Genomic DNA, 16279 nt, shown 5'->3' on the forward strand with positions numbered 1-16279 from the left:
AATTTCAACTTACGACTTACGACCTACGACTTATGACTTAATCTAATAACATTTCTGGTAAATGCTTCAGTACTCTTTGAAAGGGTGCAGTGTCGTCCATGCTTCTAGCTAAGACGAGAGAGCCTTGAATTTGAATGATAGCGTTTTCTGCTTTTTGGCGGGCAAGTGTTGGCTCGATACCTGCTTCTACTAAAACTTCAGCTAAAGTATCAATCCAGCTCTTAAACGCTTGCTGAATTTGAATGTTAAATAAATCCTTTGCTTCTCCCAAAGTCAACACGGCTAATATACAAGTTTGTTCGCCACCGCAATACAACCGATCTACATTCTCGCTCATTTTCTCCAGGCGATCGCGCGGCGTACCAGCATCTTTTAAGGGAACGAAAATATTTGCTTTCATCCATTCATCAACAAAGTCAAGTACGGCTTGTGCCATTTCTTCTTTGCCATTGGGGAAGTAGTGGTAAAGACTGGCTTTCCCTAAACCCGTCGCTTTTGACAGTCGCGATAGGGTTGTTCCTTCATAACCATACTGCCGAAAGACTTTTAAGATTTGGGCGATCGCTTCTGCTTTTGACATCAATTCAGGATCGAAATTTTTGGCTCTACTTGACATTGTACCGAACGATCGTTACAGTAAATTTATACCGAACGATCGGTACAAAAACAATTGGCGATCGATAGAGGGGGACTAATGATGCAGCTATATGACTTTGTATTATCGGGAAACTGTCATAAAGTTAGGCTGTTGCTGTCGATGCTGAAATTAGATTATGAGTCAGTCCCCGTCAACTTAAAGGCAGGAGAACACAAAACCGAACAATTTCTGCAACTCAACCCCTGCGGACAAGTTCCAGTTCTAGTAGATGGTGGTGTAACAATTCGAGATTCACAAGCAATTTTAGTTTACCTAGCCCGACGCTACAGCAGCGAAAATTGGCTACCTCTAGAGCCTGAAGCGATCGCTAAAGTCATGCAGTGGTTGTCTTTTGCGGCAAATGAGATTGCCAATAGTCTAGCGGCGGCGAGGAGATATTTTATTTTTCAAGGACAACTCGATATAGATTTAACCCAGCAGAAAGCTCATCAGGTATTGCACATTCTCGATCGCCATTTAACGAATAACCAGTGGTTGGAATGCAGCCATCCCACAATAGCCGATCTTGCCTGCTTCCCCTATGTCGGACTAGCCGCAGATGGAAAAGTTGCTTTAGATAACTATCCTCATGTTATCGCCTGGTGCGATCGCATCAAGCAACTTCCAGGTTACGTCAGTATGCCAGGACTATAAGTCAAAATTCAAAAATTAAAAGTCAAAATTGTGACACTCACTATGCAGCGTGTTTTGGTTCCAGACATTTTGTAAACTAAATGCGTAACAGTTTATCAACTTATCATGCTGGGGAATTAGCAGTTCAGGCACAAGCGGGAGTGCAGGCAGACGCAGCACGTTTAACCAAAATTATTGGTGCGAGTATTAATTCAACAGCGCGAGATTTTCTAAGTACACAAAGACTGGCGATCGCGAGTACTGTCGATCGTAATGGTAGAGTTTGGGCATCGCTGCTAATAGGGAAACCTGGTTTTATAGAAGTTGTAGCAGAACAACTAGTTCGGATTCAAACAACAGTCAATCCTAGCGATCCGCTACTAGAAAACCTATCAATACGTGATGACATTGGTATTCTGGCGATCGATTTAGCGACTCGGCGGCGCTTGCGGATTAATGGCAAGGCAGAACTGAAGCCAAATGGTTATATTGACGTGCAGACTCAGCAAGTCTACTTTAATTGTCCTAAATATATTCAAACAAGAGATTTAGTAGCTAATAGCGATCGCCAAGCGGCTATAACTGAAGTTTATAGTTACAAGGCTTTGACTCCGGCACAACAGCAATGGATTACTCAAGCAGACACATTTTTCATTGCTAGCTTTCACCCTCAAAGTGGTGCTGATGGATCTCATCGGGGAGGATATCCAGGTTTCGTACAAGTTTTGAACGCGACTGAATTGGTATTTCCCGATTATACGGGCAATAATATGTTCAATACTCTTGGTAACATTGCCCAGTATTCTCAAATCGGCTTATTGTTCGTTGATTTTGTCTATGGACATACCTTACAACTAACTGGCACAGCCAATATTATCTGGGATACAAATCGCATAGCACAATTTATCGGTGCAGAACGCTTAGTAGAATTCCACATCGATCGCGTGTTGGAAACAATAAATGCAACTAATCTAAGCTGGGAATTTGCAGAATACTCGCCGTACAATCCCAAATAAGTAAGTCAAAAGTCAAAATGTCTGAAGTTGGTAGCGGTAAGCGTTTCGATCTTACCAATAGTACCAGTTAAAGGCGTGACAGCTTAACAGTTTAGCCAGCTACCAACTACCAATTACCCATTACCAAATTCCATCACTTCACCACCTGGGAACTGTGTAAACGTGGATCGTCAGTCTCAGAGGATGGAGTGACATTTGCTTCGTATTTGGAGACTTTACCGCTAGCAGAAGTGTAAGGCAAGGGGGCATCATTTAATAATGCTTCTAAGTTACTTGCCATAATACTGCGCGGTTGTTCTCCAATCGCCTGCGCGATCGCCTCTCCTTGTTTACCTAAGTACACGAAATGGGGAATCCCATCAACTCGATATTTCAGGATCTCTGGCAACCACTTGCTGTTATCCACATTCAGCATGACAAAGTTTACCTTTCCGGCGTACTCCTGTTCTAGCTGAGCCATATCTGGAACCATTTTCTGACATACCGTACACCAGTCAGCATAAAACTCCATCAGCGTTGGCTTGCTGTTACTCAAAGCTACTTCTAGCGGTGTCGAGCGATCGCTTAATGTTGCTAGCGTCACTGCACCCGTTTGAGTCCGTAAGCCGAGGAATAAGGCGACGCTGAGAGCGATCGCAACTAAAACTACAATTAAATTTCTAACCCGCTTTCCTACCGTCAACTCAGTTGGCTGCGCTGAAGGATTGGGAGTTTTAGCACTCATAAGGCTTTTATTAAAATTCGATCGAGCAACAGCTCTCATTTTAATCGAACAGCCATAAAAGGTTTTTGTTACAAAAGAGAAGATAGGAAAATTCAGAAGTAGAAAATCACTACTCCCTGCTCCCTAATGAAAAAAAGAGTTACGCTGACCTTCCCTCGTCGTGCTATACAAGTACCAGTGACATACAGACTGGCGAAAGATTTTAACGTTGCTGCTAATATTATCCGCGCTCAAGTTGCCCCAAATCAAGTTGGTACGTTAGTTGTAGAATTGTCAGGAGATATCGATCAACTCGATGCGGCGGTTGATTGGATGCGATCGCAAAACATCAATGTCTCTTCGGCAATGGCTGAAATTACCATCGATCGCGAACTTTGCGTAGACTGCGGTTTGTGTACTGGAGTTTGTCCCACCGAAGCCTTGACCCTTAATTCTGCCACATTTGAACTGACATTCACGCGATCGCGCTGTATTGTCTGCGAACAATGCATTCCTACTTGTCCAACGCAAGCCATCTCAACAAATCTTTAAAAGACTGGTCATTGGTCATTGGTGATGCGTGGTGCGTGGGTTGTGGGGTATAGGGTTGAATTGTGACTTGTGACTTGTGACTTGTAATTGCTCCCTCAGCTCCCTCAGATGGGCGACTCTCTCTTCTCCCTGCTCCCTTGCTTTACTAATAACTGAATATATCTGCCCACACGCCACCCTCACTCTCTAATCTAGCTGCGGCGGGCGCATCGTAAATGACCAAAAGCGACGGAGTTTGAGTATATTCATTAAACGTAATCATTCCTTCTGCGTGGTCGTCTCCAATACCGAAGGGGATTTCTAACATAACCTCTGGGTAAGATAGCGTATTTTCAGCTATATTTACACCATTGTGCCAGCGATAAACTCGGACTGGACCATCTAAATCCATTGTCGGTCCCGCTAGGATTAAAAAATCTTTTTCATCTACGTGTAGATCTCGAATACCTAAGCCATTCAAATAAACAAAATGCTTTTTATAAAGATTTTGTTCTGCTCCGATTGGCTTTAGCTTTAAAGTGTCTTCTTTATCATCTATTTCTAACTCTAACTCTAAGATCGCTGCCCAGCCCCTTAATACTGGACCCCGCAAACCGAGAAAAACTTTTTGTTGATAGATTGCTATTCCTTCTATGTCAAAACCATTATCTTTACCAGGAATATTAGTCTTGACAAAATCGCCAAAATGAGGATCTGTTGCTAAAGCTTCAGTAAGCATATTTCCCCCCTCTGTTAGTTTGACTTTTGCCGCACTCAAGGTGACATCTGGAGCTTCAGGATGAGGACAAGACTGCCGCAAATTGCCATCAACTAAGGGAATACGTCCAATCATATAACGATTTTCTTCCGTTTTTATCTTAGCTAATCGTTCAATATTCTCCACATCAGTATGTTCTGGTTTTGGTTTTTTGCGCTTCCAACTATGGGAACCAATAAACCAGAGATAGTAATCGTGATAAGCGAATCCTTCAATATCAATTTCTTCGTCTTCTGGTTTTGGTAACTCAATAAAATCTTGAACGTGAAATGTGTGATGTTCGGCAAAGCAGTTTTGCTGCTCTACAAAAGTTAGACGTTCGATAGTCGATGTTTCATCCGAACCAACCCACAAATGCTGTTTGGGAAAAAGTAGTACTGCTGAAAGATCTGTTCGACTTTTTTTGAAGCTGTCATTAAATTTGAGTAGAATGCGGTCGCGTTTGCTAGTGGAATGATTCATAACTCAAAATAAATCTGGTAATTGGTTATTTGTGAGTGACTGGCGGCTGGTGATTGGACTCTCTTCTAGTTACTAGTCGCGCTTTCACGCTTTCACCGATAACTGATAACTGTTAACCGATAACTGTCAACAGTCAACTGTCTAGCCATTAGATGTGATATTACAGTGTGAGCTGCTATCAGCCCTGCTGAAAAAGACTGATTTATGTTACCTGCCCTCAAACCAAAACCCCACCGCCCAAAAAGCAAGCGATCGACCCCGATCCTATTGCTGTTAATCTTAGCTTGGAGTATTGCTGCTGCTTGGATTTTAGCAATGGCGACTCACGCCCAACCAGCTAACACCATTGATGCAGTTCCCCAACGCTATCAATTGGGACAAGAACTCTACTTGGAAAACTGCGCCACTTGCCACATCGCCGTTCCGCCAGCCGTCCTACCCGTGCAGACTTGGCAGCGGTTGCTACAAGATACTCAACACTACGGCGTACAAATCAAACCATTGGTCGATCCACCCCGCATTCTAGTGTGGAATTATCTGAGATTTGCTTCCCGTCCCCTCAACCAAGACGAAGAAATACCATACCGCATTGCCAACTCGCGTTATTTCAAAGCTTTGCATCCCAAAGTCAAATTACCAAAACCAACTCAACTCAGCAGTTGTGTCACCTGTCATCCCAACGCCAACGCCTTCAATTTCCGTAGCCTTACACCAGAATGGGAGAATTCGCAATAATTGTCATGGGTCATGGGTCGTTTGTAGTTATTCTCCCTTGTCCTCCTTGTCTTCCTTGTCCTCCTTGTCCTTCTCGTCCCTGACTCCCGACTCCCGACTCCCGACTCCCGACAAAAAGCGATCGCCTATCCGCACCATTATAGAATTGGGGTAAAATGATACGATCTATAAAGTTTATCTCAAGACCGATAGCCGAAACACTGTACAATTGACAAATTTTGTCCATCCAAAAGGCTAGTATTTGAGTTCTAGCGTCCCACCAGTATGAGCTGATGGCAAAATCAAAACTCACAAATTAAACTTCCTAGAAATCCTCAAGTTCTCCTGACCTACCATGCTAAAAACCTTGCTGGGCGACCCCAACGCTCGTAAGCTCAAAAAATATCAGCCTTACGTCACAGAAATTAATTTATTAGAAGAAGACATTAAAGCTCTCCCTGACGAGCAACTAATTGGTAAGACAGCAGAGTTTAAACAGCGCCTGGAAAAAGGTGAAAACTTGGATGACATTCTGCCAGAAGCATTTGCTGTCGTGCGCGAGGCAGGACGCAGAGTATTGGGAATGCGGCACTTTGACGTACAGTTACTAGGTGGTATTATCCTGCACCAAGGTCAAATTGCCGAGATGAAAACGGGTGAGGGTAAGACCTTAGTAGCTACCCTGCCATCTTACCTCAATGCATTGACTGGTAAAGGAGCGCACGTAGTCACCGTCAACGATTACCTGGCAAAGCGGGACGCTGAATGGATGGGTCAAGTGCATCGTTTCTTGGGGTTGAGCGTCGGACTGATTCAGCAAAGCATGACCCCAGACGAGCGCAAGCGCAATTATGCCTGCGATATTACCTATGTCACCAATAGTGAGGTAGGTTTTGACTATCTGCGGGACAACATGGCTACCCACATGGATGATGTCGTGCAGCGTCCCTTCAACTTCTGCGTCATTGACGAAGTAGACTCAATTCTCATTGACGAAGCACGCACGCCCCTGATTATCTCTGGACAAGTAGAAAAACCGACAGAAAAATATATCCGTGCCTCTCAAATTGCCGCTGCCTTGCAAAAAGACGAGCATTACGAAGTTGATGAAAAAGCGCGGAACGTGCTACTAACAGATGAGGGTTTTGCTGCTGCCGAAGAATTGTTGGGAGTTACTGATTTATTCAATCCCGAAGATCCTTGGGCGCATTTCGTTTTTAACGCCCTCAAAGCTAAAGAATTATTCCTCAGGGATGTAAACTACATCGTTCGCGAAGATGAGATAGTCATCGTAGATGAGTTTACCGGACGGGTGCTACCAGGCAGACGCTGGAGTGACGGGTTGCACCAAGCTATTGAAGCCAAGGAAAGGGTAGAAATTCAACCGGAAACTCAAACTTTAGCCACGATTACCTACCAAAACCTATTTCTGCTCTATCCAAAACTGTCGGGGATGACAGGGACGGCAAAAACAGAACAGGCAGAGTTTGAGAAGATTTACAAACTCGAAGTTGCGAGTATTCCTACCAATAGAACGACAAAACGGCGAGACTTATCTGATGTAGTTTACAAGAATGAGGCAGGTAAGTGGCGGGCGATCGCTCAAGAATGTGCCGAGATGCACGAAAAAGGTCGCCCTGTCCTAGTCGGTACGACTAGCGTGGAAAACTCTGAAGTTCTCAGTCGGCTGCTCAACCAGTTAGAAATCCCATATAACCTGCTCAACGCTAGACCGGAAAACGTCGAACGGGAATCGGAGATTATCGCCCAAGCAGGTAGAAAAGGGGCTGTTACGATTGCTACCAACATGGCAGGACGAGGTACGGATATCATCCTGGGTGGTAATGCCGATTATATGGCACGCCTGAAACTGCGGGAATACTTCATGCCGCGGATCGTGATGCCAGAGGATGAAGACGTATTTGCCGTACAACGGGCGGCTGGTTTACCTACAGGTAGTAGTAGCGGTCAAGGTTTTGTCCCTGGTAAGAAGGTCAAGACCTGGAAAGCATCGCCTCAAATTTATCCTGTCGGGTTATCGCGAGAAACCGAGCAAATGCTCAAAGCAGCGGTAGAAGTTGCCGCGCAAGAATATGGAGAAAGAAGTCTATCGGAACTCGAAGCCGAAGATAAAGTCGCCGTTGCTTCTGAAAAAGCCCCTACAGATGATGTGGTAATTCAACGCTTGCGGGAAGTTTACAACCAGATCAAGCACGAATACGAACAATTCACCACCAGGGAACACGATGAAGTGGTAGGGTTAGGTGGACTGCACGTAATTGGGACGGAACGTCACGAATCGCGCCGGATTGACAACCAGTTGCGGGGACGTGCGGGACGGCAAGGCGACCCTGGCTCGACGCGGTTCTTCCTCAGTTTAGAGGATAACTTATTGCGGATTTTTGGTGGCGATCGCGTTGCTGGGTTGATGCAAGCCTTCAATGTCGAAGAAGATATGCCCATCGAATCGGGATTGCTCACGCGCAGCTTAGAAGGGGCGCAGCGCAAAGTCGAAACTTATTACTACGACATCCGCAAGCAGGTATTTGAGTACGACGAGGTGATGAATAAACAACGGCGGGCAATTTACGCCGAACGTCGCCGCGTCCTCGAAGGTCAAGACCTAAAAGAGCAAGTACTCAAGTACGCCGAGCAGACAATGAACGAAATTGTCGATTACTACATCAATCCTGACTTGCCTTCGGAAGATTGGGACATACCAAAATTGGTGAGCAAAGTGAAGGAGTTTGTCTACTTGCTGGCAGACTTAGAACCTGAGCAAATGGAAGATTTGACGGTCAGCGACATTAAAACCTTCCTTCACGAACAAGTCAGAATCGCCTACGACATCAAAGAAGCCGAAATCGAGCAAATTCGCCCCGGATTAATGCGCCAAGCCGAACGCTTCTTTATCTTGCAGCAGATTGATAGCTTGTGGCGAGAACATCTGCAACAAATGGATGGACTGCGAGAATCTGTAGGCTTACGCGGTTACGGACAAAAAGACCCGCTGATCGAATACAAGACAGAAGGGTTTGAAATGTTCTTGGATATGATGACCAACATTCGCCGAAATGTGGTCTACTCTCTCTTCCAATTCCAACCTCAAATTGAGCCGCCAGTTACGGCGCAGTCAGAAATGGTTTAAATTTTGTAGGGTGGGCATTACCCACCCTATTTTTTGTCTATTTTTTAATAAAAAAGTTGCGATCGCTCGTGATAATATTTAATTACCGAATGGTTGACTTAATAATAGAAATCTATGTTGAAATGAAATTTTTAATCATATCCCCATTGTAAGGAGAATAATATCATAAAATGAGGCTAATTTTCAACGGCAATTCTCCTATTTTTAAAACCGATATTTTTCACTCAAGTCAAAATCGATCGATTGGATAGAGACGTATTGGTATCTTTGCCGATCGTAGCGTCATTCAATCGCGAGTTGCTGACAACTACCCCTGTAAATAGCTGCACAAAAGCTAAAGAGAACCTGTAAAACGAAGAAAAAAAATTTTTGTCCTCTATAATTCCTTGTTCGTGACGATATATAACTTCGATCGCGTAATGAGGCATCAAAAAATTATTTTAGAGCTAGCTACTCAGCAGCAAATCGAGCCGGAAAGACAGCACTCGACACATTCTAAACCTACTAAACATAAGCAGCGATTGCTTGTAAATCGACCATCCACACAACATACGCGGGTACATCCACCTCGCCGCCGCCAGCGACGACTAAGGCGCGATCGCTGGCACAAGTTAGTTATTTTAATCCCTACAGTTGTTCTCAGTTTGTTGTTATCAAAATGGTTGCTATCGCTGCAAACTCAGTTTTCTCAAGCAAGTACTTTTCGATCGCAACCAGCACCAATTTTGGTTTCTCCAGTAGATGCGCTCAGCCGTGCCATTATTAATCAAGAAAGTACAAATAATCATCAATCGCTGAATCCCCATTCTCAAGCCTTGGGACTAGCTCAAATTATGCCTGCAAATATTGGTGCTTGGAGCAAGGAAGCACTCGGTCATAGCATATCTGTTGATGAATTTCTCAGCAATCCCACAGCTCAAAAGCAAATTATTCATTACAAATTAGAGCAATATTGGCACGACGCTTTAGTTGCAAGTCAAGGTGATGAAGAGATAACAGTATTAAGAGTAGCAAGCCACTGGTATAGCGGTAGTCCTGACTTATATAAATCTAAAGCAGTTCAGTGGTATAGAGGAACAGACGGCAAATTACATCGCTATCCTTCTGTTGCTAATTACAGCAATTCTATTTTGCAAAAATACAAACAACACGTTGGAGAGGTAGGAGAAAATTCAAAATTCAAAATTCAAAATTCAAAATTTAAGAGCTAAGAGTTCCAACAACCTTGTACAGACTTTAAACGTGATGTCTCTACACTGATAACCGAGAACTTGGTGCAGACGTTACATGTAACGTCTCAACACTAATAACTGATAACTGTTCACTGACTTAAGTATTGTAGTGGCAGATCTTGGGAGAGTAGGGTTTCGATCGCGGCTCGATCTAAAGGTTTAGCAAATAGATAACCTTGTCCGTATTCACATTTGAGCGATCGCAGTTGGAAGAGTTGTTTTTTTGTCTCTATGCCTTCGGCAACGACATCCATACCCAAGTTCCAAGCTAGGGCAATGATGGTACGGATAATTTCAATTTGTTCGACACTGCGATCGACATCGCGCACGAAGGAGCGATCGATTTTTAAGGTATCGAGACGTAGGCGATGTAAATAACTTAAAGATGAAAATACCTATCTTAAGGAAGGTGACAGCTACTACCAAAAACGCTAAGGTAAAAGCTTTACCTTAGCGTCGATACAAGCGTATTCAATTTGACAAAATAAGTTTCGTCAGCTAAGCATAGCACTAGCTTCTAGCAACAGGTTCTTCTAAGATTTCAGGCATAGCAGGCAGACGCTTCAAGAAAAATACAGCAACAATCGTCCCCGCGAGCGCTAAACCTGCCATTGGATAAAAGGCATAAGTATAGCTGCCGAAAATATCTCGAATTCTGCCAGCAATAATTGTGCCGAAGAATGCGCCGACACCATAGGCAGTAAAGACAATTCCGTAGTTTTTGGCGTAGTTTTCCGATCTAAATAGAGTCAAAGTTGCTATCGGCGCGATCGCCAGCCATCCACCTAAAGACAGCCAGAATAAGGCAAAAGCCAGAATATATGTAAATGTATCGCCAGTACGCGCATTCAGCATCAAAATTGAAGCCATTAGAACGATCGCGTAAACTGCGATCGCGGCTATTTTAGGATTGAATCTATCTGTCACCCAGCCAAATAAAGGTCGTCCCAGTCCGTTAAAGATGGCAAATAGCGAGACAGTCATCGCTGCGGTGGTGGAGTCGAGTTTGATAATTTCTTGCGCTACAGGACTCGAAATGCCAATAGCCGATAACCCTACAAACGTTCCAATCGTATAGCAAATCCACAACCCGTAAAAGCTTTGAGTTTGCCAGATTTTCTCTGTGGTGGTTCTAGCTGTAGTTATCCTTGCTGCTGGTGCTGTGCTTCCTGTTATAGGTTGCCATTCTGGAGGAGGCATTTTTAATTGCGTGGCGATCGCAACCACAATAACACTAAAGGCAATGCCTAAAATCGTAAAAGTTTGCCGCACCCCGTAAGCATCGATTAAATTTTTAGCTAAAGGTGCGGTAATTAACGGCGATAGTCCAAACCCAATCACCGTCAAGCCTACAGCTATTCCTTTTTTATCGGGAAACCACTTAGCCGAGACAGCTAACGGGACTCCATAAGCAATTCCAATTCCCGCACCAGCCACTAACCCGTAGGCAAAGACAAGCATTGGCTCGTTGGTAGCAAAGCTAGTGAGAATATAACCAACTCCCATCACTACACCACCAACAGCGGTGACAACACGAGAACCAAAGCGATCGATTAAAAAGCCGGCGATCGGCATTAACAGTGCAAAAACGACTAAAAGCACCGTAAACGGCAATAAACTTTCTGTTGCACCAATATTGAGCAACTTTTCTAAAGGTTTTCTGAAAATACTCCAAGAATAAACTGTACCCAGGCAGAGCAGTACGACAATTCCTAGGGGGATTAGCAGCCATCTACCCCGTTGTGCAGGCATACCAAATAGCTTGATGGTATCCATAGCTTTTTGTTTATGTTGAATGGTGAATCTTTAATATTTATCTATATCAAACAAAGTCAACAAAATCTTACGTAGGTTCACAAAATTAAAAGGAAAACCTTGGTTTCGCTGCAAGAGAGAGGGCAAAGATTTCTAGCAGTGCTACTTTAGGAAAGGATTAACTTAACTTATTGCAACAATTCATGTCGGCTGCTGTCTCGCTGCAAAACGTCTACAAGTCATACAACAACGTTCCAGTTGTCAACGACCTTTCATTTACGATCCAACCAGGTGAGATCTTTGGTTTACTCGGACCCAACGGCGCTGGTAAATCAACCACAATTCGGATGTTAACAACGCTGACCAAACCAAGCAAAGGTCAAGTTAAAGTAGCGGGATTTGATATCGTGCGTCAACCCACAATGGTAAAGCAGTACATTGGCATAGTCTTGCAGCAAATCAGCGTTGATGGCGATCTTTCCGCGTGGGAAAATATGGAACTACACGGGCGATTGCATCACATTCCCAATCCTCAGCGCCAGCAGCGAATCACTCAATGGCTGGAATATGTCGAGCTAGCAGACCGCCGCGATAGTTTGGTAAAAACTCTATCGGGAGGAATGAAGCGGCGCTTGCAAATTGCCAGAGCTTTATTGCATCAGCCGCAGATTTTATTTTTAGACGAGCCGACTGTAGGACTAGACCCGCAAACCAGACGGCGCTTGTGGGAAATTATTCTCGATCTGAATAAGCAAGGCATGACAATGCTGCTGACAACCCATTATATGGAGGAAGTCGAGTACTTATGCGATCGCATCGGCATTATGGACGCTGGCAAGCTAATCTCCTTGGGTACTCTATCACAACTGCGATCGCAACACGGTGAAGGTTTGGTAATGAAACAAGTGGGAGAACGCTGGGAATATCTATTCTTCCCCACCCTAGAAGATGCCAACACCTTTATTAACCAACAACCAAACAAAACCGGAATGATGGCGCGACCCTCCAACCTCGAAGATATCTTCGTCGAACTCACTGGAAGAAGGCTGGATTAGACGGGGAGCAGGAAGCGCACGAGCAGGGAGTAGTGACTCCTGGCTCCTAAATTTTGACTTTTGACTTTTGAATTTTGACTTTCCGTCAAAGCTGCGGTTCCGTACCACGATTAGTAGCTGGTAAAGTCATGAGGATTTCTCGAATTGCCTTTTGCGCTACTGGTAAATTTGGTCTAATCGACAAGGCTTGTCGGTAGGCTGCAAGAGCGCCATTCAGGTCGTTTTGCTGCTTGAGTAAATCGCCAATCTGCAAATATACTCTAGCGTCTTGAGGTTCAAGTTGAGCAATCTGTCTGAAAGTCATGAGCGCTGCTGGTGTATTGCCTTGAGCAATCCAGACTTTGGCAAGAGCTTGCAGCAGTTTTGGGTTATTAGGTGCTTGCGTTACTGCTTTTTGCAGTGCAGCACCCGCTGCATCATATTCTCCTTGTTCTAGCAGTAGCAAACCCATTAACTCGTTCGCATAGGCATTATTAGAGTCACGGTTTAAAACTTGTTGATATGCTTCGGCTGCACCGTCGTAGTCTCGCAGACGGAAGGAAATCACGCCTAATCCTAAATAGGCATTTAAGTTATTGCGATCGAGTTCGATCGTGCGACGGTAAGCAGATGCAGCTCCAGCATTATCCCGCAATTGCCCTAGACAATAGCCTAAAGCATAATGAAAATCGGCATGATTGGGAGCAACCGCGATCGCGCGACGATAGGAGACAACAGCAGCAGAATAGTTTTTTTGTAATGCTTGAATGTAACCCATAGTAGAGTAGATGCGGGCATTTTTGGGAGATATTTTAGCCGCTTGTTGATATTTAGCGATCGCGGCTGGTAGTTTGCCTGTATCCATCAATCTTTGCCCTTCTTGCAACAACTTCTCCAGCAGTTTGCGTTTTTTGACAGGGCTGCTGGGAAGGGCAGCTTTTGGGCTTTTTTGGGCGATCGTTGTTTTTGCCGTAGTTGGCGCTGGAGCAATGGCAGTCAATCCAGCTAGTAACAATAAATTAATTCCGAATAAAGTTAGTTTTGACACGGTTAATCTACTAGGGTATTCAGTCAATTTTGCTAGGTTTATCAGCGATCGGATTTTCAGCCAGCACATTGTAACAGCTAAAATAGCTGTTGCTTTTACGAGTAAACATTTTGACTTTTGTACGGGCAGGTTCGTTAAATAGTTCTGTCTCCAAGGGAGATTTTGGGTAACCTTACCCCTACAGCTTTTGGCTTACTGAAATCTTTGCTGTTGCCAGCTATGAATTTTGCTCTATCTAATTAGCACACCTTTTTTGCAATATTGACAAATACTTTAAGCTTCGTTACAAAAGAAATGACCCACACTAAGTCAAAAAGTATTTCTATATACATAGCTCGGCTCGCATAACCCTCCAGTACATTGAGTAACTACTGCTAATTTCTCTATCAGCAGGCAAACTATTGGAGCTATACGCTAAGATGTGTTTTCGTAGCGCTGGCGTTCCCTTCAATCCTTTCTTTGACGACAGCAGCTATAGAGAAATTAGCCAAGCACATATCTAGAAAAACAGTATTAATTCTTCTTGCTTGTTAGCTCAGAAAATCTAGTAAAGCTAGCGACAGTTTCAACAATTATCAAAAGTTCTCTTTTCTCAAAGTTTATGACTTGTTTTTACTTCTAAAGATAGATACCTCAACTATTTCTACTGATAGATAGGTAATTTGCTAATTTAATCTAAATTAAGCTCAGGGTGAATTAGCTAAAAAAAATCTTACAAAAGTACAAAAAGAACAAAGGAGTTAATAGCTATGTCATATGTCAATCGACCAGTAAATGAAGTCATGACCGAACCAGCGGTTACAGCTAGAGTCACAGATTATCATGATCGCGTTCGCTGGGGTCCAATTCTATCAGGATTAGTTGTCACATTAGCAACTCAATTGATCTTAAGTGCATTATTTGGTGCAATTGGAGCAGACACGGTAGCTGGTTCGGGTGCGCCTAGAACCAACGCCCCTAACGTTGCAGGAAATGTTGGTATCTGGTCGGCTATCGGTTTGTTAATTTCTCTGCTCACAGGCGGTTGGTTTACAGCCCGCGCTTGCGGACCGATGAATCGCTCTACAGCACTACTAAATGGTGCAATTCTCTGGGCAACAACTCTCGCACTTAGCTCTTGGTTGTTGGCAAGTGGAGTTACTGGTGCTTTTGGTCTTGCTACCAATGCGGCTGCAAATGCTGCTGGGACGATATCTAACCAAGTTCAACAAGGAGTCAACTTACCACAAGGTGGGAACCTAACTGCCGAACAAGCAAAAGAAGCTGCTAATGCAACGGCAAGAGGCTTGTGGTGGTTTGTGTTTGGTTCCTTGCTAGGTTTAATTGCATCTCTGGTTGGTGCTGCGGCTGGTGCGCGTAAACCTCGTACTAACGGAAACTATACTTAATCAGAACTGCATAGTAGTTTTTGACATACCGAACTAGGTAAACAATTTGCATCAATAGCCTAGTTTACATCTATAAAAAGTACCTGAGAGTGGGTACTTTTTATTTTTGATTTTTGTTTGTCAATACTATGTACTTCCTAATTTAGGAACTATTGTTTCTCTCCCAAAACACCCCACATTCCTGCTTCTCCAGATGCGTTCGCCGGGTTGGTAACGATCGCTTTTCCTGTAGATAAAGTATAGGCGACTGGTAGCAGCCCTACCGCAAAAGAACATAAAACCACCAGTAGCACTAGCTTGACTGGATGAGGATGGGGCAGTTCTACCATCCACTCTTGAGCTATAGCTATCCGATTCAGTCTTTCTTCCCGACTTAATCTACTTTTTGTATGCATTGCTAAATACTAGATTCATAAAAAAGTTTGTTTTCATTTAAATATTACAATTATTTTCTGTATCTAAAAATACAAAATTTGATTTATTTTAGAAAAATTTACAAAGCCAGCGTATTCTCCTCTGAGACTCTCAGTCCTCTCTTTTACTCCTGTCTGCTTACACCGGATAGTTGCGATCGCTGCCTTTAAGCGATCGAGCATATTTGGATGACCGTAGGTCAGAGTAACTTTCTATTTAAATTCACCTATCAAAAGAGATATTGATAACTACGCAATCAGGAATAGATTCATATCTAAAAAATAATTATTCAAAACTCATTGGTAGCTATATCTAAATTAAAATCTGCCCTAATTGAATAAAAAATAAGCTTGTCAAACTCCCAGAAATCTTGTTACAAAAGAACTTCAAGCATTGAAATTGAATAAAAATCCTGGATTGCTCGCAATAAATGAACGTTTAAGAATTAAAAGTCATCAGCGAAACTTAAGTTTATATGTCAAGAAATAATAACAATAAAAATAAATGATATACCGATGCAGTAGCAATTGCAAAAATTGAATAATTACGTCAATAAATATTAGCAAACCGTAGTATTTTATACTAATAACGTGTTAAAGCTTTTATAACTTAGAACAAGTCAATAACTAGAAAAAACTGAAAATAGTAATGATGTCAGACACAAACAACTAAATTCAAAACACAATCCCGCCTTAATAAGTAGCGATCAATTAGTTATTGGTTACTGATAACTGATGACTGATAACTGATAACTGATAACTGATAACTGTTGTTACGGGAGAATTT

Annotated in this window: 15 protein-coding genes and 1 pseudogene; 8 read left to right on the forward strand and 8 right to left on the reverse strand. The window is 43.2% G+C overall.

The features are described from left to right. Positions 1 to 37: 37 nt before the first annotated feature. The gene (locus tag N4J56_RS19815; protein WP_317108004.1) at positions 38 to 616 is read right to left on the reverse strand and encodes a TetR/AcrR family transcriptional regulator; all 579 of its coding nucleotides are present in this window, start codon (positions 614 to 616) and stop codon (positions 38 to 40) included. A 78-nt stretch (positions 617 to 694) separates the two neighbouring features. Between N4J56_RS19815 and N4J56_RS19820 the strand changes: the two genes are divergently transcribed. Together N4J56_RS19820 and N4J56_RS19825 are read left to right on the forward strand one after the other, a co-directional pair. Beyond that, the gene (locus N4J56_RS19820) at positions 695 to 1291 is read left to right on the forward strand and encodes a glutathione S-transferase family protein (RefSeq protein ID WP_317108005.1); all 597 of its coding nucleotides are present in this window, start codon (positions 695 to 697) and stop codon (positions 1289 to 1291) included. Between the two features lie 80 nt (positions 1292 to 1371). Beyond that, positions 1372 to 2286, forward strand: coding sequence for a pyridoxamine 5'-phosphate oxidase family protein (locus N4J56_RS19825; protein ID WP_317108006.1), 915 nt, complete (start codon positions 1372 to 1374; stop codon positions 2284 to 2286). 133 nt (positions 2287 to 2419) lie between these two features. On the opposite strand, the gene N4J56_RS19830 is transcribed toward N4J56_RS19825, so the two are convergent. Further along, positions 2420 to 3010, reverse strand: coding sequence for a thioredoxin family protein (locus N4J56_RS19830; protein WP_317108007.1), 591 nt, complete (start codon positions 3008 to 3010; stop codon positions 2420 to 2422). 126 nt (positions 3011 to 3136) lie between these two features. Here N4J56_RS19830 and N4J56_RS19835 point away from each other — a divergent pair, with 126 nt between their 5' ends. Further along, entirely contained in the window at positions 3137 to 3541 is a 405-nt protein-coding gene (locus tag N4J56_RS19835; RefSeq protein WP_015156053.1) for an NIL domain-containing protein, read from the forward strand. Between the two features lie 145 nt (positions 3542 to 3686). Here N4J56_RS19835 and N4J56_RS19840 read toward each other — a convergent pair whose 3' ends face one another. Then, positions 3687 to 4760, reverse strand: a complete 1074-nt coding sequence (locus N4J56_RS19840; RefSeq protein WP_317108008.1) for a DUF3616 domain-containing protein — start codon at positions 4758 to 4760, stop codon at positions 3687 to 3689. Between the two features lie 204 nt (positions 4761 to 4964). Between N4J56_RS19840 and N4J56_RS19845 the strand changes: the two genes are divergently transcribed. Beyond that, entirely contained in the window at positions 4965 to 5495 is a 531-nt protein-coding gene (locus N4J56_RS19845) for a diheme cytochrome C (protein ID WP_317108009.1), read from the forward strand. 10 nt (positions 5496 to 5505) lie between these two features. On the opposite strand, the gene N4J56_RS19850 is transcribed toward N4J56_RS19845, so the two are convergent. Next, positions 5506 to 5787: a hypothetical protein gene (locus tag N4J56_RS19850; RefSeq protein ID WP_317108010.1), complete on the reverse strand. Its 282-nt coding sequence runs from the start codon at positions 5785 to 5787 to the stop codon at positions 5506 to 5508. 42 nt (positions 5788 to 5829) lie between these two features. Here N4J56_RS19850 and secA point away from each other — a divergent pair, with 42 nt between their 5' ends. Together secA and N4J56_RS19860 are read left to right on the forward strand one after the other, a co-directional pair. Then, a complete protein-coding gene (secA, locus tag N4J56_RS19855) occupies positions 5830 to 8622 on the forward strand; it encodes a preprotein translocase subunit SecA (RefSeq protein WP_317108011.1) in 2793 nt (930 codons plus the stop codon). A 392-nt stretch (positions 8623 to 9014) separates the two neighbouring features. Continuing rightward, a complete protein-coding gene (locus N4J56_RS19860) occupies positions 9015 to 9833 on the forward strand; it encodes a transglycosylase SLT domain-containing protein (RefSeq protein WP_317108012.1) in 819 nt (272 codons plus the stop codon). A 110-nt stretch (positions 9834 to 9943) separates the two neighbouring features. Here N4J56_RS19860 and N4J56_RS19865 read toward each other — a convergent pair. Both N4J56_RS19865 and N4J56_RS19870 read right to left on the reverse strand, forming a co-directional pair. Further along, a pseudogene (locus N4J56_RS19865) lies at positions 9944 to 10234 on the reverse strand (EAL domain-containing protein); the annotation flags it as partial. 130 nt (positions 10235 to 10364) lie between these two features. Then, positions 10365 to 11630, reverse strand: coding sequence for an OFA family MFS transporter (locus tag N4J56_RS19870; RefSeq protein ID WP_317108013.1), 1266 nt, complete (start codon positions 11628 to 11630; stop codon positions 10365 to 10367). Positions 11631 to 11812: 182 nt separating this feature from the next. Here N4J56_RS19870 and N4J56_RS19875 point away from each other — a divergent pair, with 182 nt between their 5' ends. After that, on the forward strand, positions 11813 to 12664 hold the full coding sequence (locus N4J56_RS19875; RefSeq protein ID WP_317108014.1) for an ABC transporter ATP-binding protein: 852 nt from the start codon (positions 11813 to 11815) through the stop codon (positions 12662 to 12664). Between the two features lie 85 nt (positions 12665 to 12749). On the opposite strand, the gene N4J56_RS19880 is transcribed toward N4J56_RS19875, so the two are convergent. Continuing rightward, a complete protein-coding gene (locus N4J56_RS19880; RefSeq protein ID WP_317108015.1) occupies positions 12750 to 13691 on the reverse strand; it encodes a tetratricopeptide repeat protein in 942 nt (313 codons plus the stop codon). 749 nt (positions 13692 to 14440) lie between these two features. Here N4J56_RS19880 and N4J56_RS19885 point away from each other — a divergent pair. Further along, on the forward strand, positions 14441 to 15079 hold the full coding sequence (locus N4J56_RS19885; protein WP_317108016.1) for a hypothetical protein: 639 nt from the start codon (positions 14441 to 14443) through the stop codon (positions 15077 to 15079). Between the two features lie 149 nt (positions 15080 to 15228). Here the strand turns inward: N4J56_RS19885 and N4J56_RS19890 are convergent, their stop codons facing one another. After that, positions 15229 to 15474, reverse strand: a complete 246-nt coding sequence (locus N4J56_RS19890; RefSeq protein WP_317108017.1) for a hypothetical protein — start codon at positions 15472 to 15474, stop codon at positions 15229 to 15231. Positions 15475 to 16279 lie beyond the last annotated feature (805 nt).

The organism is Chroococcidiopsis sp. SAG 2025 (genome assembly GCF_032860985.1).
Classification (GTDB): Bacteria; Cyanobacteriota; Cyanobacteriia; order Cyanobacteriales; family Chroococcidiopsidaceae; genus Chroococcidiopsis.